Origin of the sequence: Mycobacterium sp., from assembly GCF_965229265.1 — a bacterium.
GTDB lineage: Bacteria > Actinomycetota > Actinomycetes > Mycobacteriales > Mycobacteriaceae > Mycobacterium.
In genome coordinates this window covers 263,301-282,252 of record NZ_CBDDIY010000011.1, presented here as the reverse complement: position 1 = coordinate 282,252, position 18,952 = coordinate 263,301, and the positions used below count along the sequence as shown (strand labels likewise).

Here is an 18,952-nt window from a genome sequence, read left to right as displayed (position 1 = left end):
GGTCAGCGCACCGTCGCGAAGAACGCCCGCACGTCCTCGACGAACAACTCGGGCTGCTCGAAGGCGCCGAAATGCCCGCCGCGCGGCATGTCCGTCCAGCGCGTCACGTTGTAGCGGGCCTCGCACCAACTGCGCGGGGGCCGCATGATCTCCTTGGGGAACCGGGCCACCCCGGTCGGCACCTCCACCCTGCCCTTGGCGCCGAACGACGAATAGCTCTCCCAGTACAGCCGGGCCGATGACGTGGCGGCGTTGGTCGCCCAGTACAGCATCACGTTGTCGAGCAACTCGTCGCGGGTGAGCGCGTTCTCGGGGTGGCCATCGCAGTCCGTCCAGGCCCAGAACTTCTCGATGATCCAGGCGAGCTGGCCCACCGGGGAGTCGGCCAGCCCATACCCGAGCGTCTGGGGGCGCGTCGACTGCTGCTTGGAATAGCCGGAGTCCCATCGGTCGTAGTGCGCGGCGGCGGCCAGCGCCTCCTGCTCCTCGGGCGTCGGGTTGTCCAGTGCGCCGGCCGGGCGGGCGATCGGCATGTTGGTGTGAATGCCGACGCACCCTCGGCCGTTTCGGCCGATCTGGGTGGTCACCGCCGATCCCCAGTCACCCCCCTGGGCACCGTAGCGGTGGTAGCCGAGCCGCTGCATCAGGGTGTCCCACGCGTGGGCGATCTTCTCGACGCCCCAACCCGTTTCGGCGGGCTTGCCGGAGAACCCGTATCCGGGCAGTGACGGGCACACCACGTGGAAGTCGGCGGTCAGCGGCTCGATCACCTTGGTGAACTCGACCACCGAACCGGGCCAGCCGTGCGTGATGATCAGCGGCAGCGCCTCGGGGTCCGCCGAGCGCTGATGGATGAAATGCAGTTCCAGGCCGTCGATTTCGGTGACGAACTGATCGAATCGATTGAGTGCGGCCTCGCGCCGCCGCCAGTCGTATCCGTGTGCCCAGTAGGCGGCCAGTTCGCGGGTGTAGTCCAGCGGAATGCCCTGGGACCAGTCCTCGACACATTGCCGCTCGGGCCATCGGGTGCGGGCCAGCCGGTCACGCAGGTCGGTGAGTACGTCCTCGGATACCGCGATACGGAACGGACGGATCACCAGAACCCGAAGGCAGGGAAGCCGTAGAACCCCTCGCCGGGGAACTGTTGCGGCGTCGAGTTCAGCTGCACGTTGCCCGGTGTCGCGCACTCGGTGGTCTGCCCGCCCACGACGGAGCTGCCATCGAACGTCTCACACTGCGGCAGCGGCGACGGGTTGGCGGTCTCGTCGGCGGCGGCAACGGGAGCGGACAGGATCGCCGCAGCGACACCCATCCCGACGACGGGCAGGAGCAGGAATTGACGTGTGCGTGGCATGAGCTGTCCTTTGGGTCGGCTTGGGGCAATCGTACCCAGTCGGTGTCGTCTCCAGGCCAGACTGAGGTGACTAGACTGCCCTCAACCCGACACCCCCTAGGAGCCGCATGAAGTCCGCACCTCGTTGTATCGGTCGCATCGCCGCGGTGATCCTGGGCAGCGGTGGGGTGCTTCTCGGCACCGTGGGAACCGCAGCCGCCGACCCGATCCCGGGTTGCACGGCCGGTGACGTCACCGCGGTGATGACCGGTGTCTCTGCCTCGCTGACGGCGTACCTGTTCACTCATCCCGATGTCAACGATTTCTTCACCAGCCTGCAGGGGCTGAAGAAGTCCGACGCCCGCCAGCAGACCCAGGACTACCTCGCGGCCAACCCGCAGGTTCGCGATGAAATCACCGCGATCCGCCAGCCCGGCGTCGACCTGCGCAACCGGTGCAACATTCCGTTGAAGGCCGAAATAGCCGGGGTTATTTAGCGCCTACGTCAACTCAAATCGTCACGTCGGGCTTACGCCGGGGCTAGTGTCTGCGCTCATGCGATTGGTCGTCGATCTCAACAAGTGCCAGGGGTACGCCCAGTGCGTGCCGCTGGCGCCCGAAGTCCTCCACCTGGTCGGCGAGGAGGCCTTGGCCTACGACCCCAATCCCGACGACTCACAACGCCAGCAGGTCCTGCGCGCCGCAGCGTCGTGCCCCGTGCAGGCCATCATCGTCGAGATGGAAACGCCGTCTGATCGGCAGCTCCCATGAGCGGCACCTACTCGTTGGACGAGGTCGTCCGCAAGTTCCGGGCCGAGGGCAGGATCGCCATCGTGGGCGCCTCGCTGGCCGGCCTGCGTGCGGCGGAGGCGTTGCGGGAGAAGGGCTTCAACGGTTCGCTGACGATCATCGGCGACGAACCGCACGAGCCCTATGACCGTCCGCCGCTGTCCAAGCAGGTGCTCAAAGGCTGGGTTCCGGCCGACCACACCAAGTTGCCGCGGCTGCGGCCGGTCGACGCCGACTGGAAGCTGGGGGTCGCCGCGGTCGGCCTGGACCGGTTCAACCACATCGTCAAGCTGGCCAACGGACAGGATGTCGGATACGACCGGCTGCTGATCGCCACCGGTACCCGGGCCCGGCCCTGGCCCAACCCGGCCGAGGGCGCACTGCAGGGGGTGTTCACCGTGCGCACCGTGGAGGACGCCGCCGGCCTGGCCGCCGCACTCAAAGCCCGTCCCAAGCGGGTTCTGGTCGTCGGATCGGGCTTCGTCGGCTCCGAAATCGCTTCGGTGTGCCGCGATCTCGACCTTCCGGTGACGGTCGCCGAGCGGGGCAAGGGCCCGTTGCGCGGAGCACTCGGCGGGGTGATCAGTGACATCGCCGCCGGCATGATGCGCGATGCCGGGGTCGACCTGCGCACCGGCGTCGCGGTGGAAGGCCTGTCCGGCGACAGCACCGGACACGTGCGTCAGGCCCATCTCTCTGACGGCACGATCCTCGACGTCGACGTGGTGGTGGCCTCGCTGGGCTCGATCCGCAACGTGGAATGGCTCGACGGCGCGGGCCTGGCCGCCGGCCAATGGGGCGTTGGCTGCGACGCCGGCTGCCGCGCCTTCGACATCAACGGCGTGGTGACCGACCACATCTTCGTCGCCGGCGACGTCGCCCGGGCGCCACACGTGCTCTATGGGTATGAGTTCCTGTCCCAGGAGCATTGGGACAACGCGGTTTTCGGAGCCCAGGTGGCCGCCAACAACATGATCCACCTCGAAGTCGGCCGGGTGCCACACCTACCCCTGCCGTCCTTCTGGTCCGGGCAGTTCGGGGTGAACATCAAGAGCGTCGGAGTGTGCTCCTACGGCGACCAGATCGTGTTCACCCAGGGTTCGCCGTCGCAGCGCCGTTTCGCCGCCGCCTACGGGAGGCGAGGCCGCATCGTCGGCGCGGTCACCTTCAACCACGGCAAGTGGCTGCCCTACTACGCATCCCTGATCGAGAAGTCCGCGCCGTTCCCGCCCCCGCCGCCCGGTTTCGACCGGCCGGTGGACGGCGAGGTCATGCCGGCCGGGTTCCCCGATCCCCGCGAGCCGGCGGGCAACCCCGATGTGGTGCTCACCGGACATGACCCCACCGACCGCAGCGCCGAGTTCCGGCCGCGCGCTTAAGGAGACTCGCATCATGGATGCCGCCACCGCCTGGGCCGAGGCGATGAAGTTTGAGAATCGCCCGAATCCTTACCCCTACTTCGACGAACTGCGCAAGACGCCCGTCGCCAAGGTCTCGGAGCATACCTACGTCGTCACCGGATATCCGGAAGCCGTTGCGTTGTCCCATGATCCGCGGATCAGCTCCGATATCAGCCGTAGCCCGTCCGGTCTGTTCGGCGAGAAGCAGGCCCACCTCGAGCCCGAGGAGGCCGCCCAGGCCCGTGACATGAGCATGCTGGTGTCCGACCCGCCCGACCACGACCGGATGCGCCGCCAGTTCATGCGCCACTTCGGCCCGCCGCACTCCCCCGGCCTGATCCCGAGCATGCAAGGGATGGTCGCGGATCTGGCGAACAGCCTGCTGGACAAGGTGAAGGCTCGCGGTGGCACCCGCATGGACGTGGTGGAGGACTTCTCCTACCCGATCCCGGTGTCGGTGATCTTCCGGGTGCTGGGCGCGCCGATGGCCGACGAACCGATGTTCCATGGCTGGGTGACCGACTTCATGCAGGGTGCCGACGTGGGACCCGAGCGCGATACCGACGCGGGGCGGGCCGCGGCGGCCAAGGCAGCCGCCAGCATGGCCGAATTGGGTTCCTACGTCCATGACCTCGTGGAGCGGCTGAGCCGCGAACCGGCGCCGGGCCTGCTGTCGGCGGCGCTGCACGACGACGGACCCGACGGCCCGGTGTCGAAGGCCGCGGCGGAGTCCAATGCGCTGCTGCTGCTGGTCGCCGGGCACGACTCGACGGTCAACACGATCAGCAATTGCGTGCTGACGCTGCTGCGCAACCAGGGTTCGTGGGAGCTGGTAGGAAACAACCTCGAGTTGGTCCCGCGCACCATCGAGGAGGTGCAGCGACTGCAGGGGGCGGTGCAGTTCTTCCCGAGCCGGTGGGCCACCGCGGACATCGAGATCGCCGGGACGCGGATCCCGGCCGGGTCCGCGGTGTTCCTGGTCTGGGCCGCGGCCAACCGCGACCCACGCCGGTTCGAGCACCCGGACCGGTTCGATCCGCTGCGGGCGGACAACGAGCACCTCGGCTTCGGCAGCGGCATCCACACCTGCTTCGGCGGCCCGCTGGCCCGGCTGGAGATCAACATCGCCCTGGAGATCTTCCTGCGCCGGGTGCGGTCCCCCCGGCTGGTGGTGGATCCGCCGCCGTACCGGCACAACCAGGTGTTCCGCGGGCCGCGGCACCTGTGGGTGGACTTCGCCTCGATCGACTGACCTCTCGTGTCGGTGCCGCCTGGCACTCTGGAGACGTGCGTCCCGCCGACCCGATGGCCCGGTTCAGTCAGCTGACCCGGAGCTGGTTCGCAGGCACCTTCGCCGAGCCGACCCCGGCTCAGGCGCGGGCCTGGTCGGCCATCGCCGACGGGGACAACACCCTGGTCATCGCCCCGACCGGCTCCGGCAAGACGTTGGCCGCGTTTCTATGGGCCATCGACCGGCTGGCACAGGACCCGGAAACCAGGCGAAGCACCCGGGTGTTGTACGTCTCCCCGCTCAAGGCGCTGGCCGTCGATGTCGAACGCAACCTGCGCACGCCGCTGACCGGCATCACCCGGCTCGCCGAGCGCGACGGCATCCCGGCCCCGCAGATCAGCGTCGGGGTCCGCTCGGGCGACACTCCCCCGGCGCGGCGTCGCGAGCTGATCACCAAGCCGCCCGACATCCTGATCACCACCCCGGAGTCGCTGTTCCTGATGCTGACCTCGGCCGCCCGCGAGACGCTGGCCGGAGTTCAGACGGTGATCGTCGACGAGGTGCACGCGGTGGCGGGCACCAAGCGCGGCGCCCACTTGGCGCTGTCGCTGGAACGCCTCGACGCCCTGCTGCAGACACCGGCCCAGCGCATCGGGCTGTCGGCGACGGTGCGCCCGCCCGAGGAGGTGGCGCGGTTTTTATCCGGTAGCCGACCGACCACGATCGTCGCCCCGCCGTCGGCCAAGACATTCGAGCTGACTGTGCAGGTTCCGGTGCCCGATATGGCCAATCTGGAGAACAACACCATCTGGCCCGACGTGGAGGCCCGTGTGGTCGACCTGATCGAGGCGCACAACTCGACCATCGTGTTCGCCAACTCACGGCGCCTCGCCGAGCGGCTCACCGCCCGCATCAACGAGATTCACGCCGAACGCTCGGGTGTCGAACTGGCCGCGCCGGCCAACCGTGAGGTGCCCGGCGGCCCACCGGCCCACGTGATGGCCAGCGGCCAGACCTACGGGGCCGACACGCTCCTGGCCCGCGCCCACCACGGTTCGGTGTCCAAGGAGCAGCGCGCCGCCGTCGAGGACGACCTGAAAACCGGGCGACTCAAGGCGGTGGTGGCCACCTCCAGCCTGGAGCTCGGTATCGACATGGGCGCGGTCGACCTGGTGATCCAGGTGGAGGCCCCGCCGTCGGTGGCCAGCGGGTTGCAGCGCATCGGCCGCGCCGGCCACCAGGTCGGTGAGATCTCGCGCGGGGTGTTGTTTCCCAAGCACCGCACCGATCTGATCGGCTGCGCGGTCAGCGTGCAGCGCATGCTGGCCGGGCAGATCGAGACCATGCGGGTACCCACCAACCCGCTGGATGTCCTGGCTCAGCACACGGTGGCAGCATGCGCGCTGGAGCCGGTGAGCGCCGACGAGTGGTTCGACGTCGTCCGGCGCAGCGCCCCGTTCGCGACCCTGCCGCGCAGCGCCTTCGAGGCGACGCTGGACCTGCTGTCCGGCAAGTACCCGTCCACCGATTTCGCCGAGCTGCGCCCGCGGCTGGTCTACGACCGTGACACCGGCACCGTGACCGCCCGACCGGGCGCGCAGCGGCTGGCGGTCACCTCCGGCGGGGCGATCCCGGACCGCGGCATGTTCACCGTGTACCTGGCTACCGATTCCGAAAAGCCCTCCCGTGTCGGAGAACTCGACGAGGAGATGGTCTACGAGTCGCGCCCCGGTGACGTGATCGCACTGGGGGCGACGAGTTGGCGGATGACCGAGATCACCCACGACCGGGTGCTGGTGATCCCCGCGCCTGGCCAGCCGGCGCGGCTGCCGTTCTGGCGCGGCGACGGTGTCGGACGGCCGGCCGAGCTGGGCCAGGCGATCGGGAAGTTCACCGGTGAGCTGGCCGGCCTCGGCCGGGAGGATTTCGACAGGCGTTGTGGAGAGCTGGGTTTCGCCGACTACGCCACCGACAACCTGTGGCAGCTGCTCGACGACCAGCGGGGCGCCACCTCGGTGGTGCCCAGCGACACCACGCTGGTGGTGGAGCGCTTCCGCGACGAGCTGGGCGACTGGCGGGTGATCCTGCACTCGCCGTACGGGCTGAAGGTGCACGGCCCGCTGGCGCTGGCGGTCAGCCGCCGGCTGATGGAACGCTACGGTATCGACGAGAAACCCACCGCCTCCGACGACGGCATCGTCGTCCGGTTGCCTGACACCGAGGACGCCCCGCCCGGGGCCGACCTGTTCATCTTCGACGCCGACGAGATCGAGCCGCTGGTGACCACCGAGGTGGGTGGTTCGGCGCTGTTCGCGTCCCGGTTCCGGGAGTGCGCGGCACGGGCGTTGCTGCTGCCCAGACGTCACCCGGGCAAGCGATCCCCGCTGTGGCACCAGCGCCAGCGGGCGGCTCAATTGCTCGACGTGGCACGCAAATATCCGGACTTCCCGATCGTGCTGGAAGCGGTCCGCGAGTGCCTGCAGGATGTCTATGACGTTCCGACGCTGACCGACCTGATGGCACGGGTGGCCCAGCGGCGGGTGCGGCTGGTCGAGGTCGAGACACAGGTCCCCTCACCGTTCGCGGCGTCGCTGATGTTCGGCTACGTCGGGGCGTTCATGTACGAGGGTGACAGCCCGCTGGCCGAGCGCCGTGCCGCGGCGCTGTCTCTGGACAGCACGCTGCTGGCCGAGCTGCTCGGCCGCGTGGAACTGCGCGAGCTGCTCGACTCCGACGTCATCACCGCCACCTGCCGCCAGCTGCAGCACCTGTCCGAGGACCGCAAGGCCCGCGACGCCGAGGGCGTGGCCGACCTGCTGCGCCTGCTCGGCCCACTCACCGAGGCCGAGATCGCCCAACGGTCGACGGCCGCCGACGTCGGCGGCTGGCTGGCCGGGCTGCACGCGGCCAAGCGCGCGGTGCCGGTGTCCTACGCCGGTCAGTCGTGGTGGGTGGGGATCGAGGACATCGGGCGGCTGCGGGACGCCGTCGGGGTGGCCGTCCCGGTCGGCGTCCCTGCGAGCTTCACCGAGGCGGTCACCGATCCGCTCGGCGAGTTGCTGGGGCGCTTTGCCCGCACCCGCGGGCCGTTCACCACTACCGAGGCCGCCGCCCGGTTCGGTTTGGGGCTACGCGTCGCCGCCGATGTATTGGGCCGAATGGCATTGGACGGCAAACTGGTTCGCGGCGAGTTCGTCGCGAGCACGGATGCCGACCAGTGGTGCGATGCCGAGGTGCTGCGCATCCTGCGCCGCCGTTCGCTGGCGGCGCTGCGCGCCCAGGTCGAGCCGGTCAGCACCGCCGCCTACGCCCGTTTTCTGCCGGCCTGGCAGCAGGTCGGCAGCGCCGCCAGCTCGGGCGTCGATGGGTTGGCCGGGGTCATCGACCAGCTCGCCGGGGTGCCGGTACCGGCGTCGGCGGTCGAGTCGCTGGTGTTCGGACCGCGGGTGCGCGACTACCAGCCAGCGATGCTCGACGAGCTGTTGGCTTCGGGCGAGGTCACCTGGTCGGGGGCGGGTTCGATCTCGGGCAGCGACGGGTGGATCGCGTTCCACCACGCCGACACCGCCGCGCTGACCTTAGCGCCGCCGGCAGAGATCGAGTTCACCGATACCCACCGGACGATCTTCGATGTCCTCGGTTCGCCCGGCGAGGCGCGCGGCGCATTCTTCTTCCGCCAGCTCGCCGACGGGTCAGAGGACGCGTTCAAAACCGCACTGTGGGAACTGATCTGGGCCGGTTGGGTCACCGGTGACACGTTCGCCCCGGTGCGTGCGATGCTCGCCGGCGGACGCCGGCCGGGCAACCGCCGCGCCGCTGCGCCCGCCCATCGGCAGCGGCGCGCGCCGCGGCTGAACCGTTACTCGGTGGCCCATGCCCAATCCCGTCCCGCCGATCCGACCGTCGCCGGCCGGTGGTCGGCGCTGCCCGTCCCGGAGCCGGATTCAACTGTCCGCGCACATTTTGCGGCCGAACTACTGCTGAACCGTTACGGCGTGCTGACCAAGGGCGCGGTGGCGGCCGAGGGCGTACCGGGGGGATTCGCCACGTTGTACAAAGTCCTCACCGGGTTCGAGGACGCCGGGCGTTGTCAGCGCGGCTATTTCGTCGAATCGTTGGGCGGGGCGCAGTTCGCGGTCGCCTCGACGGTCGACCGGCTGCGCACCTACCTCGACGGGGTGGACTCGGAACGCCCGGACTACCGCACGGTCGTGCTGGCGGCCGCCGACCCGGCCAATCCGTACGGTGCCGCGCTGCCGTGGCCGGCCCGTGCCGATACCGATGCCAGCCATCGGCCCGGCCGCAAGGCGGGTGCACTGGTGGTGCTGGTCGACGGTGAGCTGGCGTGGTTCCTGGAGCGAGGCGGACGCTCCCTGCTGAACTTCAGCGCCGACCCGGAGGCCCAGCGCGCCGCGGCCGGCGCGCTGGCTGAGCTGGTCGGCAGTGGTCGCATCGGCGGTGTGCTCATCGAAAAGCTAGACGGTGTACCAGTTTTGGAGGCCGCCGCTCACCCCGACCGGCAGATCACCGCCGAGGCCCTGGTCGACGCCGGCTTCGCCCGCACCCCGCGCGGCCTGCGGCTGCGGTAGCTGTCCGCCGATCAGCGGACACACGATTCATCCCGAGCATGGTCCTCCCGGAGGACGGCACGCGCCCGGCCAGCTGCGCAGACTCGACGCGTCCAACCTAGACAAGGAGTACTGACATGAAACTGAGCAAGACATCCTTCATCGTCCTGGGTGCTGGCGTGTTGACGACAGGTTCGCTGTTGTTCGCCGGTCCGGCGTCAGCGCAAGCCCATGGCGGGAATAACGCTGCCGCGGGAGCCAGCCAGGGGACCTCGATCGGGGCGTTCAAGGGCGGCCTGTTCTAGCTTCGGCGGCGGGCCTGCGAGCCGGCCGGTGACAACCGCCTACAGGACGAAAACAGCTGGGGTACTGATTTTTCCGCCCCACCACGGGAACGTGCGCCACCGAACACCTCGACAGTGCGCCGCTGCGAGACCGCAGCGGTTCTCGACCCGGTGTCCGGGTACCGGCACGGCGACGCCGACTTTCTAGGTTGCCATTGGCAATTCCCGAATTTATGGTGGTGCCGTGCCCCAAGCCGCGGGCTGGCGTTCAAAGCAAGGACCAGATCGCGTGTCCGTCGGTAGCACCATGCGCAAACTATTCGTATCGGCCTGCGCGGTAACGCACGCTACCGAGTGGGTCGCCTCCCGGCTGGGCACCGCATATTTCCTGCCCGCACTGTTCGTGGACCGGTTCACGCATTTGGGCGGCATAGATCCTGCGATCTTCACCGCACAACTTGCCGGGTGCCGTTCATTCGACGACCGGGTGTGGGCCGGCTACTGGTCGCACATCGCCGCACAGCACGTCGCAGTCGCCGACGCGGCACTGGCGAACCTCGGTGGTCCGTCGGTACAGCAGATGCTCGACCGGCCGCAATCCGTGGACCTCGCGATTCTCGGTGGACTCTTGGCGCCCGCCGTGTCGATCCTGGCTGAGCGGGGGGCCATCGCCCCGCCCGATGCCGTGCAGACGTTCCGCCGCACCAGTGCCGGATTCGGGGACGACGCTGCGGTCGCCGTGGATGCGCTGATCAAAGCAATCACCTACACCTTCGCCGCGGCTTGGCCGGGCTACACCCCGGAACGGCTCGAGGCCTATCGGACCTCGCGTCGACTGTGCGACATCCTCGTCGAGGCCCTCGCCCCCGCGATGGCGGTGCAGGTGCATCACCTGGACATCCCTGTTCCCGGGGGCGATGTCGTGCACGGAACGGCCATCTTCCCGACCGGCGCGGTGGGGATTCCCACCGTGCTGATCACCAACGGTCTCGAGGGCACTGTGGCCGAGATGCTGCTGCCGCTGCTCACGTACCGCTCCCGCGGACTCGGATATTTCGTGATGGAGATGCCCGGCACCTACTCCTATCGCCAGCCCCTGCGGGCCGACGGCGAGGAGGTCTACCGGACCGTGATAGACCGCCTGGTTGCCGATCCGCGGGTGGATCCCGAGCGGATCGGCATGCTCGGCTTGAGCTTTGGGGGGTACTGGGCCACCCGAATGGCAGCCGTCGAACCCCGGGTGCGCGTCGCAGTCGCCAACGGCGCACCCGCGCATCACACTTTTCAACCCCAGGGCGCCCTTGGTACACCGGAGATCATGGTGACCACCCTGGCCAACGCCACCCAGGCTGACGGGACCCTCGATCTGATGCGCAAGCTGCGGGCGCTCTCACTCGAGCAGTACTACGAGCGGATTTCTGCGCCGCTACTGGTGATCAACGGCGACTCCGACACGCTCGTCGCCGTCCAGGATTCGATCGACATCGCCACCCACGCCCCTAACGCGGTACTCAAGCTCTATCCCGGTGACGACCATTGCGCGATGAGCAACGCACCTGACTGGTTCGAGAAGTCCATCAGATTCGTCACTGATCACTTGCAGGTGCGATGAGCAGTTCCCCCGCCCTTCTAGGCTGGCACCATGCCCGAAGGCGACACCGTCTTCCACACCGCCGCCACTCTGCGCGAGGCGCTGGTTGGTAAGGCGCTGACTCGCTGCGATATCCGCGTTCCGCAGTTCGCGACCGTGGATCTGCGCGGACACGTCGTCGACGAGGTGCTCAGCCGCGGCAAGCACCTCTTCATCCGGGTCGGGCCGGCCAGCATCCATTCGCACTTGAAGATGGATGGCAGCTGGCGGGTCGACCGCCGGGGCAAACCCGTGCGACAGGCCCACAAGATCCGAATCATCCTGGAGGCCGGCGACATTCAAGCGCTCGGCATCGACCTGGGCATCCTGGAGGTGCTCGACCGCGAGCACGACCAGGACGCGGTCGCCCACCTGGGACCCGATCTGCTCGGCGACGATTGGGATGCACAGCTGGCCGCCGCGAACCTGCTCGCCGACCCGGACCGGCCCATCGCCGCGGCCCTGCTCGATCAGCGGGTGATGGCCGGGGTAGGCAATGTCTACGTCAACGAGCTGTGCTTCCTCTTCGGCCGGCTACCCACCAGCTCGGTCAGCACGCTGACAGACCCGCTGCGCGTGGCGACCCGTGCGCGGGACATGTTGTGGGCCAACCGCGCCCGATCGAACCGCACCACCACCGGCAACCGGCGCTCCGGGCAGGAACTCTGGGTCTACGGCAGGGCCGGCGCGCCGTGCCGCCGGTGTGGCACGCCCATCCGGCGCGCCGAGTCCGAACGCGTCACGTACTGGTGTCCTTCGTGCCAACGCTGAGCCCCGACATCTCCTCGGCGACCAGATCGTCGAGACTGGTGATGGTCGCGCGATCCACCCGAACGGACCTGACCTCGGCCGCCCGGATCAGCGTCGACTCGACCGGCCCGCGGCCGTTGGGGTAGACCAGCGCGATCACGACGCCGGTGCCAGCCTTGAGCGCCTCACCGACCTCGTGCTGCAGGCCGGTACGCAGCTCATGCTCGGCGAAGGCGCCGACCAGCGCGCCGGCCGCCCCGCCGACCACGACCGCGAGGCCCACCGGCGGCAGGAAGAGCCCGATGAGAATGCCCATCCCCGCACCCAGGCCGGCCGCCACCCGACCGTGCCGGTTCTGCGCCTCCACTACGTGCGGGTGGCCCTCGGCATCCTTGGTGACCAGCGCCGCGGCCCGCAGTTCCAGACCGTGCTTGATCCGCTTTTCCAGTTCACCGAAATCGGTGCGGGCCCGGTCGAGATCTCCGTACGCGGCAATGAGAACCAGTTCGTGATCGTCGTCCATGCCAAAATCGTGACGCAGTTCACACCGGCTGGCTAGGGACCGAAGGTCCCCACGCCGAGGGCATTGGGACCCCTCAACCGAGCGCCCAGTGCGACGTGGCCACCAGGTCACCCTGCTCGAGCGCGGCGGCGCGGTGCCCGTGGACCCTCTGGTAGCCCGGGTCGAGCACCATGTCGGCGAAGGCCTGCGGCGAGGGGTATTCGACGACCAGGATGGCGTCCCACCACGGGCGCTCACCGTCGCCGATGATGTTGTGCGGGGTGGTCCCGGCGTAGCGCACCGCCGCACCGACCCGGTCCAGATGCGGCTGCACCTCGCGGGCGTACTGCTGGTAGTGCTGCACACCGTCGCCGGCGTGGAACTTCAACAGGTTGATCATCACCACCGGGCTGTCGGCGGGCAGGTCCGCGAGCGCCTTGAGGTTGACCGGACGATCATCGACAGCATTGGTCATTACGAATCTCCTTGGGTGGTTTGACTATTGGTGGTCAGTGCGGTGCCGACCCGCTGACGAAGGAACGGCACCACATGGGCGGCGACCTGGTCGGTCTGCTCGAGCCAGGGCCAGTGGCCGACACCGGGCAGGATGTGGATGGCGGTCCGCGGGAAGGCCTGGACCTGGCGGTGCGCCTGCTCGACGGGGATGTAGGGGTCGGCCCCACCGAAGACCACCAGGGCGTCGTGGTCGTGGATGCGCAGCCGCGGCGCCAGCTCCGCGACCTTGGCGGGCTCCGTCGACCGGTAGAGCCGCAGGACGGCGCGCTTGGTCTCGGCCGGCACCAGATGACGGGCGATGGTGTCCACCCACTCCCGGGGCAGGCCGGGGTTCTCCCGCCCCAGCACGGCCCGGGCCACCTTCAGGGTGCTCCGCCGCATCATGAACTCACCGAGGATCGGGGTGCGCCACACCCGCGCCATGCGGTGCCAGCGGTAGCCGAGCAGCACACCGGTGTTGAGCAGGGTGACGCTGCCGACCCGGTCGGGGTGGTCGGCGGCCCAGGTCAGCGCGAACGGGCCGCCGAAGTCGTGGGCGACCAGGTGAACCCGTTCGATGTCGAACGCGCGGATCACGCCGTCGAGGAATCGCGCGTACCCGGCGACGGTGTAGTCGCCGTCGGCCCGCGCGTCAGCCGCGCCGAAGCCCGGCAGGTCGGGAGCGACAACAGTGGCGAATGGCGCGATCCGCGTCATCAGCGGCATCCAGTCCGCGCCGGCGTCGGGGTTGCCATGCACGAACACCACCGCCTCACCCGCTACCCCGCTGCCTCCGACGAGTACCGAGGTGGTGATGCCGTCGACGGTGATCCGGCGAGTCTCGATCGGCGTCATGCCCGCTATGGTGCCCCACCGGCACCGGCCTGGCCTTGACAATCCGCGACTGAAATTTAACATTTGAGGACATGTCAGTGGTGCGCGGCACATCGCTGTCGAACTACCCAAAGCTGGTCAGCCAGCTCGGTGGCGACCCGACCGCCCTGCTCACCGCCGCCGGGATCGACCCGGTCGTGGTCGGGCGCTACGACGTCTTCGTCCCGCTGCCGCGGGTGGCCACGGTCATCGAGTCGGCGGCGACGGCCACCGAGACCCCGGACTTCGGACGCCGGCTGGCCCAGCTGCAGGGCATCGAGATCCTCGGGCCAGTGGGGGTAGCGGCTCGCACCACCGCGACAATCGCCGACGCGCTGCGGATCTTCGAGAACTTCCTGTCTGCCTACAGCCCGGCGATCAGCCTGCACACCACCGCGCTGAGCGATCCGGACTGCACCTTCATCGAGTACCTGATGCTCGGCGCCGATCTGCCGTCGCACCCGCAGGGCAGTGAGCTGTCGCTGGGCGTCACCCTGCGGGTGCTGCGCTTCCTGCTCGGCGCGCAGTACACCCCGCTATCGGTACACGTTCCGCACCACCCGCTGACCGCCGTCGAGGATTACTGGGAGTACTTCGGCTGCCGGCCGGTATTCGCCGAAAGCGCAACAAGTTTCAGGATGGGCTTCACCGTCCGCACCGCGGAGCTGTCCCGCCCGCTGCGACGCGACAAGCTGGCCCACGACGCCGTGATGCGATACCTGGCCACCATCACCACCGCCGAACCGCGCACCATCGCCTCGGTGCGCACGCTGGTGCGCCAGCTGCTGCCCAGCGGCACGGTCACCCTCGACCTGATCGCCGAGCAGCTAAACCTGCACCCCAAGGCGCTGCAGCGCCGGCTGGCCACCGATCGCACCACCTTCGCCGCGATCGTCGATGAAGTCCGCCGTGAGCTTGCCGAGCGCTATCTGCGCGACACCCGGATCACGTTGGCGCACTTGGCCCGCGAGTTGGGCTACGCCGAACAGAGTGTGCTCACCCGGTCCTGCCACCGCTGGTTCGACTGCGGGCCGGCCGCCTACCGTAAACAGTTACAGCTCAGCTGAACTGACGAAGGATCGGCATTCACCGGTAAACGGATCATCGAACTCCAGCCGTTGCGCCAGCAGCTGCAGCGGCGCGGAGAAGTCGTCGCCCGCCACCTCGACGATGCGGGGATAGAGCGGATCGTTGTCGATCGGCAGACCCATCGAGGCCATGTGCACCCGCAACTGATGCGTACGCCCGGTCCGCGGGAACAGCCGGTAACGGCCCGACCCCAAGGCCTCGATCAGGGTCTCGGCGTTCGGCTCCCCCGGCTCCTCGATGGCCTGTAAATGACCGCGCCGCTTGATGATCCGGCTGCGGACCAGCACGGGGAATTCCGTCCGTGGCGGCGCCGAGGAACGCGCCACATAGGTCTTGCGGACCAGCCCGCCGGCGAACAGGGTCTGGTACGCGCCGCGAACCTCGCGCCGCGTGGTGAACAACAGCACCCCGGCGGTCAGCCGGTCCAACCGGTGCGCCGGGGACAGCTCAGGCAGGTCCAGCTCGCGGCGCAGCCGCACCAGCGCGGTCTGGGCGACATGCCCGCCGCGCGGCATGGTGGCCAGGAAGTGCGGCTTGTCGACCACCACGATGTCATCGTCGCGGTGGATGACCGCAATGTCGAATGGCACGACTACCTCGTCGGGCAGCTCCCGGTAGAGGAAGACGTGGGATCCGGGCGGCAGCACCGTGGCAGCGGTGACCACGGCGCCATCGGCGTCGACGACCTCCCCGCCCAACACCTTCTCGGCAGCCGCCGCACCGAACCGGTCGGCCAGCTCGACCAACACCGCCCCGCCGCGCAACCGCACCCGCGCCGGCCCTACACCGTCGCGATCCGGCAGCGGCGCGGCCCGCCGTGGGCTCACGTCAGCGGCACCGGCTCGAGGATCTCGGCGCGGGCCTCCGGCGCGGAGGCACGCAGCGCGTCCGCGGAGGCGTCGTCCGGCTGAGCCTGGGAGAGCACCTCGGCTTCCACCCGCGCCAGGTAGGTGGCCACCTCGCGGGCACAGTCGGCGTCGCTCCAGCCCAGGATCGGCGCGACGACGTCGGCGACCTCCCGGGCGCAATCGACGCCGCGGTGCGGGTACTCGATCGAGATCCTCATCCGGCGGGCCAGGATGTCCTCGAGATGCAGGGCACCCTCGGCCGCCGCGGCGTAGGCGGCCTCCACCTTGAGGTACACCGGGGCGTCGGTGATCGGCTCGAGCAGCTCGGGCCGGTCGACCGCCAGCGCGAGCACCTCGTCGATCAGCGACCCATACCGGTCCAGCAGGTGGCGCACCCGGTAGGGGTGCAGGCCGTAGCGCGCACCCACGCTCTGTGTCTGGTTGACCAGTGCAAAGTAGCCGTCGGCGCCCATCAGCGGCACCTTCTCGGTGATCGACGGCGCCACCCGGGCTGGGATGTACTCGGCCGCGGCGTCGACGGCGTCGGCCGCCATCACCCGGTAGGTCGTGTACTTCCCGCCGGCGATGGCCACCAGTCCCGGAGACGGCACCGCTACGGCGTGTTCGCGGGACAGCTTCGAGGTCTCTTCGCTCTCGCCGGCCAGCAGCGGCCGTAGCCCGGCGTAGACCCCGTCGATGTCGTCGTGACTGAGCGGGGTGGCCAGCACGGCGTTGACCGTGTTGAGGATGTAGTCGATGTCGACCTTGGTGGCCGCGGGGTGGGCGAGGTCGAGGTTCCAGTCGGTGTCGGTGGTGCCGATGATCCAGTGCGTGCCCCACGGGATCACGAACAGCACCGACTTCTCGGTGCGCAGGATGATCGCCACCTCGGACACGATGCGGTCCCGCGGCACGACGATATGCACGCCCTTGGAGGCACGCACCCGGAACCGGCCGCGCTCCTTGCTCAGTGCCTGGACCTCGTCGGTCCACACCCCGGTGGCGTTGATCACGACGTGACCGCGCACCTCGGTGACCGCGCCGTCCTCGGAGTCACGAATGGACGCCCCCACCACCCGGTCACCTTCCCGCAGCAGCGACACGACCTGGGTGGAGGTGCGCACCACGGCGCCGTAGTGGGCGGCGGTCCGGGCCACGGTCATGGTGTGGCGAGCGTCGTCGACGACGGTGTCGTAATAGCGAATACCGCCGACCAGCGAGCTGCGCTTGAGCCCAGGGGCCAGCCGCAGCGCGCCAGATTTGGTCAAATGCTTTTGCGGGGGAACTGATTTCGCGCCACCCAGCTGGTCGTAGAGGAAGATGCCGGCGGCGATGTACGGCCGCTCCCAGACCCGCTTGGTCAGCGGGAACAGGAACGGCAGCGGCTTGACCAGATGCGGCGCCAGCGTGGTCAGGGACAGCTCGCGTTCGTGCAGCGCCTCGCGCACCAGGCCGAACTCCAGCTGCTCGAGGTAGCGCAGCCCGCCGTGGAACATCTTGGAACTGCGGCTCGAGGTGCCCGAGGCGAAATCGCGTGCCTCGACCAGGGCCACCTTGAGTCCGCGGGTGGCCGCATCCAATGCACACCCCGCGCCGACGACACCGCCACCGACGACAACGACGTCGAACTGTTCGCTGCCCAGCCGTTCCCAGGCGTGCGCGCGCTGCGTTGGCCCGAGGAAGGTCTGACCGGTGCCCGGTCGTTGGATCGGGTCGCTCATGCTGCCCAGGCTAGTCGAGATCGTCGTGCGCCATCAGACGACGGGCGGCCTCGACGATGGATCCCGACAGGGACGGGTACACCGACAGGGTCTGCGCCAGGTCGGTCACCGAAATGCGGTTCTGCACCGCCAGGGCGATCGGCAGGATCAGTTCGGAGGCGATCGGGGCCACCACCACACCGCCGATGACCACCCCGGTCGCCGGCCGGCAGAAGATCTTGACGAAGCCGCGGCGCAGCAGCGACATCTTGGCGCGCGCGTTAGTGGTCAGCGGCAGCATCAGGGTGCGGGCGGGCACCGTGCCGTTGTCGATCGCGGTCTGCGGCACCCCGACGGCGGCGATCTCGGGGCGGGTGAAGGTGGCCGAGGCCACCGTGCGCAGCCGGATCGGGGCCACCCCTTCACCCAGCGCGTGATACATCGCGATGCGGCCCTGCATCGCCGCGACCGAGGCCAGCGGCAGCAGCCCGGTGCAGTCGCCGGCCGCATAAATGCCGGCGGCCGCCGTCCGGGACACCCGGTCGACCGGGATGTAATTGCCGGGGCCCAGATCGATGCCGACCCGCTCCAGACCCAGACCCGCGGTGTTGGGCACCGAGCCGACGGTCATCAGGGCGTGGCTGCCTTCGACGGTGCGGCCGTCGGCCATCCTGACGACGATCCCGTCCTCGGTGCGCAGCACCGAGTCGGCTCGCGCGTTCTTGACCAGCGTCACCCCGCGTTCGGCGAAGACCTCCTCCAGCACGGCGGCGGCGTCGCTGTCCTCATGCGGCAGGATCTGGTCGCGGCTGGCCACCACCGTGACCGTCACTCCGAGCTCGGTGTAGGCGTTGCAGAACTCCGCACCCGTCACACCTGAGCCCACGATCACCAGGTGTTCGGGCAGCTCGTCGAGGTCATAGAGCTGACGCCAGGTCAGGATCCGCTCGCCGTCGGGCACCGCGCTGGGCAGCACCCGCGGGCTGGCACCGGTGGCGATGAGCACCACATCGGCCTTGAGCACCCCCACCTGACCATTGGGTGTGGTGACTTTCACACGGTGGTGCGCCATCCCGGGCACATCGTCGATCAGCTCGCCGCGCCCCGCGACGACGTTGACCTTTTCCCGCAGCAGCTGGCTCCCGATGTCAGCGGACTGCGAGCGGGCCAGGGTCTTGACGCGGTTGTTGATCTGGGGCAGCGAGATCTTCGCGTCGTCGATGCTGATGTCGAAGCCGAGGCCGGCAGCGCGCCGCAGCTCGGTGCGCACGCCGCTGGAGGCGATGAAGGTTTTGGAGGGCACGCAGTCGAAGAGCACGCACGCGCCGCCGATGCCGTCGGAGTCCACCACCGTGACCTCGGCGACGTCCCTGCCCCGCCCCGCGGCGACTAGAGCGGCTTCGTAGCCGGCCGGCCCCCCACCGATGATCACGATCCGCGTCGTCACGCGGCCCAATCTA

The 18,952-nt window shown here is 69.1% G+C and carries 17 protein-coding genes; 9 read left to right on the top strand and 8 right to left on the bottom strand.

What is annotated here, in order from left to right; genetic code table 11:
- Positions 1-2: 2 nt before the first annotated feature.
- Positions 3-1,094, bottom strand: a complete 1,092-nt coding sequence (locus ADBZ9K_RS13795; protein WP_526622637.1) for an alpha/beta fold hydrolase — start codon at positions 1,092-1,094, stop codon at positions 3-5.
- Positions 1,094-1,354 (bottom strand): hypothetical protein, encoded by a 261-nt coding sequence (locus tag ADBZ9K_RS13790; protein ID WP_526621372.1) that lies wholly within the window; start codon positions 1,352-1,354, stop codon positions 1,094-1,096. The genes ADBZ9K_RS13795 and ADBZ9K_RS13790 overlap by 1 nt, the downstream gene beginning before the upstream one ends.
- A gap of 107 nt (positions 1,355-1,461) precedes the next feature.
- Between ADBZ9K_RS13790 and ADBZ9K_RS13785 the strand changes: the two genes are divergently transcribed.
- The 8 genes from ADBZ9K_RS13785 to nei2 all read left to right on the top strand — a co-directional run bounded on the left by ADBZ9K_RS13785 (position 1,462) and on the right by nei2 (position 12,006).
- Positions 1,462-1,830 carry a hemophore-related protein gene (locus ADBZ9K_RS13785; protein WP_526621370.1) on the top strand — a complete coding sequence of 123 codons (369 nt, stop codon included), beginning with the start codon at positions 1,462-1,464 and terminating at the stop codon, positions 1,828-1,830.
- A gap of 58 nt (positions 1,831-1,888) precedes the next feature.
- Entirely contained in the window at positions 1,889-2,104 is a 216-nt protein-coding gene (locus ADBZ9K_RS13780; protein ID WP_526621368.1) for a ferredoxin, read from the top strand.
- On the top strand, positions 2,101-3,501 hold the full coding sequence (locus tag ADBZ9K_RS13775; RefSeq protein ID WP_526621366.1) for an NAD(P)/FAD-dependent oxidoreductase: 1,401 nt from the start codon (positions 2,101-2,103) through the stop codon (positions 3,499-3,501). The genes ADBZ9K_RS13780 and ADBZ9K_RS13775 overlap by 4 nt, the downstream gene beginning before the upstream one ends.
- A gap of 13 nt (positions 3,502-3,514) precedes the next feature.
- Positions 3,515-4,774, top strand: coding sequence for a cytochrome P450 (locus tag ADBZ9K_RS13770; protein WP_526621364.1), 1,260 nt, complete (start codon positions 3,515-3,517; stop codon positions 4,772-4,774).
- A 53-nt stretch (positions 4,775-4,827) separates the two neighbouring features.
- Positions 4,828-9,342 carry an ATP-dependent helicase gene (locus ADBZ9K_RS13765; protein ID WP_526622635.1) on the top strand — a complete coding sequence of 1,505 codons (4,515 nt, stop codon included), beginning with the start codon at positions 4,828-4,830 and terminating at the stop codon, positions 9,340-9,342.
- A 116-nt stretch (positions 9,343-9,458) separates the two neighbouring features.
- Positions 9,459-9,626 (top strand): hypothetical protein, encoded by a 168-nt coding sequence (locus tag ADBZ9K_RS13760; RefSeq protein ID WP_526621362.1) that lies wholly within the window; start codon positions 9,459-9,461, stop codon positions 9,624-9,626.
- A gap of 268 nt (positions 9,627-9,894) precedes the next feature.
- A complete protein-coding gene (locus ADBZ9K_RS13755) occupies positions 9,895-11,217 on the top strand; it encodes an alpha/beta hydrolase family protein (RefSeq protein WP_526621360.1) in 1,323 nt (440 codons plus the stop codon).
- Positions 11,218-11,247: 30 nt separating this feature from the next.
- A complete protein-coding gene (gene nei2, locus ADBZ9K_RS13750) occupies positions 11,248-12,006 on the top strand; it encodes an endonuclease VIII Nei2 (RefSeq protein ID WP_526621358.1) in 759 nt (252 codons plus the stop codon).
- Here nei2 and ADBZ9K_RS13745 read toward each other — a convergent pair.
- The 3 genes from ADBZ9K_RS13745 to ADBZ9K_RS13735 form a co-directional block, all read right to left on the bottom strand.
- The gene (locus ADBZ9K_RS13745) at positions 11,975-12,508 is read right to left on the bottom strand and encodes a DUF1269 domain-containing protein (protein WP_526621356.1); all 534 of its coding nucleotides are present in this window, start codon (positions 12,506-12,508) and stop codon (positions 11,975-11,977) included. The genes nei2 and ADBZ9K_RS13745 overlap by 32 nt on opposite strands.
- A gap of 73 nt (positions 12,509-12,581) precedes the next feature.
- On the bottom strand, positions 12,582-12,962 hold the full coding sequence (locus tag ADBZ9K_RS13740; RefSeq protein WP_526621354.1) for a DUF1330 domain-containing protein: 381 nt from the start codon (positions 12,960-12,962) through the stop codon (positions 12,582-12,584).
- Entirely contained in the window at positions 12,962-13,837 is an 876-nt protein-coding gene (locus ADBZ9K_RS13735) for an alpha/beta fold hydrolase (protein WP_526621352.1), read from the bottom strand. The genes ADBZ9K_RS13740 and ADBZ9K_RS13735 overlap by 1 nt, the downstream gene beginning before the upstream one ends.
- Positions 13,838-13,908: 71 nt before the next feature.
- Between ADBZ9K_RS13735 and ADBZ9K_RS13730 the strand changes: the two genes are divergently transcribed.
- Complete coding sequence (locus tag ADBZ9K_RS13730) at positions 13,909-14,922, top strand: helix-turn-helix domain-containing protein (protein WP_526621350.1); 1,014 nt, start codon at positions 13,909-13,911, stop codon at positions 14,920-14,922.
- Here ADBZ9K_RS13730 and ADBZ9K_RS13725 read toward each other — a convergent pair.
- The 3 genes from ADBZ9K_RS13725 to ADBZ9K_RS13715 are packed head-to-tail and all read right to left on the bottom strand — an operon-like array spanning position 14,908 to position 18,939.
- On the bottom strand, positions 14,908-15,771 hold the full coding sequence (locus ADBZ9K_RS13725) for a pseudouridine synthase (RefSeq protein ID WP_526621349.1): 864 nt from the start codon (positions 15,769-15,771) through the stop codon (positions 14,908-14,910). The genes ADBZ9K_RS13730 and ADBZ9K_RS13725 overlap by 15 nt on opposite strands.
- Positions 15,768-17,513, bottom strand: coding sequence for a glycerol-3-phosphate dehydrogenase/oxidase (locus ADBZ9K_RS13720; RefSeq protein WP_526621347.1), 1,746 nt, complete (start codon positions 17,511-17,513; stop codon positions 15,768-15,770). The genes ADBZ9K_RS13725 and ADBZ9K_RS13720 overlap by 4 nt, the downstream gene beginning before the upstream one ends.
- Before the next feature lie 10 nt (positions 17,514-17,523).
- Entirely contained in the window at positions 17,524-18,939 is a 1,416-nt protein-coding gene (locus ADBZ9K_RS13715; protein WP_526621345.1) for an NAD(P)H-quinone dehydrogenase, read from the bottom strand.
- Between the last annotated feature and the right edge of the window lie 13 nt (positions 18,940-18,952).

Excerpts from the sequence above, each read along its gene's own strand:
- ADBZ9K_RS13790 (WP_526621372.1), bottom strand. The coding sequence starts at position 1,354 with ATGCCACGCACACGTCAATTCCTGCTCCTGCCCGTCGTCGGGATGGGT.
- ADBZ9K_RS13740 (WP_526621354.1), bottom strand. The coding sequence starts at position 12,962 with ATGACCAATGCTGTCGATGATCGTCCGGTCAACCTCAAGGCGCTCGCG.
- ADBZ9K_RS13760 (WP_526621362.1), top strand. The coding sequence starts at position 9,459 with ATGAAACTGAGCAAGACATCCTTCATCGTCCTGGGTGCTGGCGTGTTG.
- ADBZ9K_RS13780 (WP_526621368.1), top strand. The coding sequence starts at position 1,889 with ATGCGATTGGTCGTCGATCTCAACAAGTGCCAGGGGTACGCCCAGTGC.
- ADBZ9K_RS13765 (WP_526622635.1), top strand. The coding sequence starts at position 4,828 with ATGGCCCGGTTCAGTCAGCTGACCCGGAGCTGGTTCGCAGGCACCTTC.
- ADBZ9K_RS13735 (WP_526621352.1), bottom strand. The coding sequence starts at position 13,837 with ATGACGCCGATCGAGACTCGCCGGATCACCGTCGACGGCATCACCACC.
- nei2 (WP_526621358.1), top strand. The coding sequence starts at position 11,248 with ATGCCCGAAGGCGACACCGTCTTCCACACCGCCGCCACTCTGCGCGAG.
- ADBZ9K_RS13785 (WP_526621370.1), top strand. The coding sequence starts at position 1,462 with ATGAAGTCCGCACCTCGTTGTATCGGTCGCATCGCCGCGGTGATCCTG.
- ADBZ9K_RS13745 (WP_526621356.1), bottom strand. The coding sequence starts at position 12,508 with ATGGACGACGATCACGAACTGGTTCTCATTGCCGCGTACGGAGATCTC.
- ADBZ9K_RS13730 (WP_526621350.1), top strand. The coding sequence starts at position 13,909 with ATGTCAGTGGTGCGCGGCACATCGCTGTCGAACTACCCAAAGCTGGTC.
- ADBZ9K_RS13770 (WP_526621364.1), top strand. The coding sequence starts at position 3,515 with ATGGATGCCGCCACCGCCTGGGCCGAGGCGATGAAGTTTGAGAATCGC.
- ADBZ9K_RS13775 (WP_526621366.1), top strand. The coding sequence starts at position 2,101 with ATGAGCGGCACCTACTCGTTGGACGAGGTCGTCCGCAAGTTCCGGGCC.
- ADBZ9K_RS13720 (WP_526621347.1), bottom strand. The coding sequence starts at position 17,513 with ATGAGCGACCCGATCCAACGACCGGGCACCGGTCAGACCTTCCTCGGG.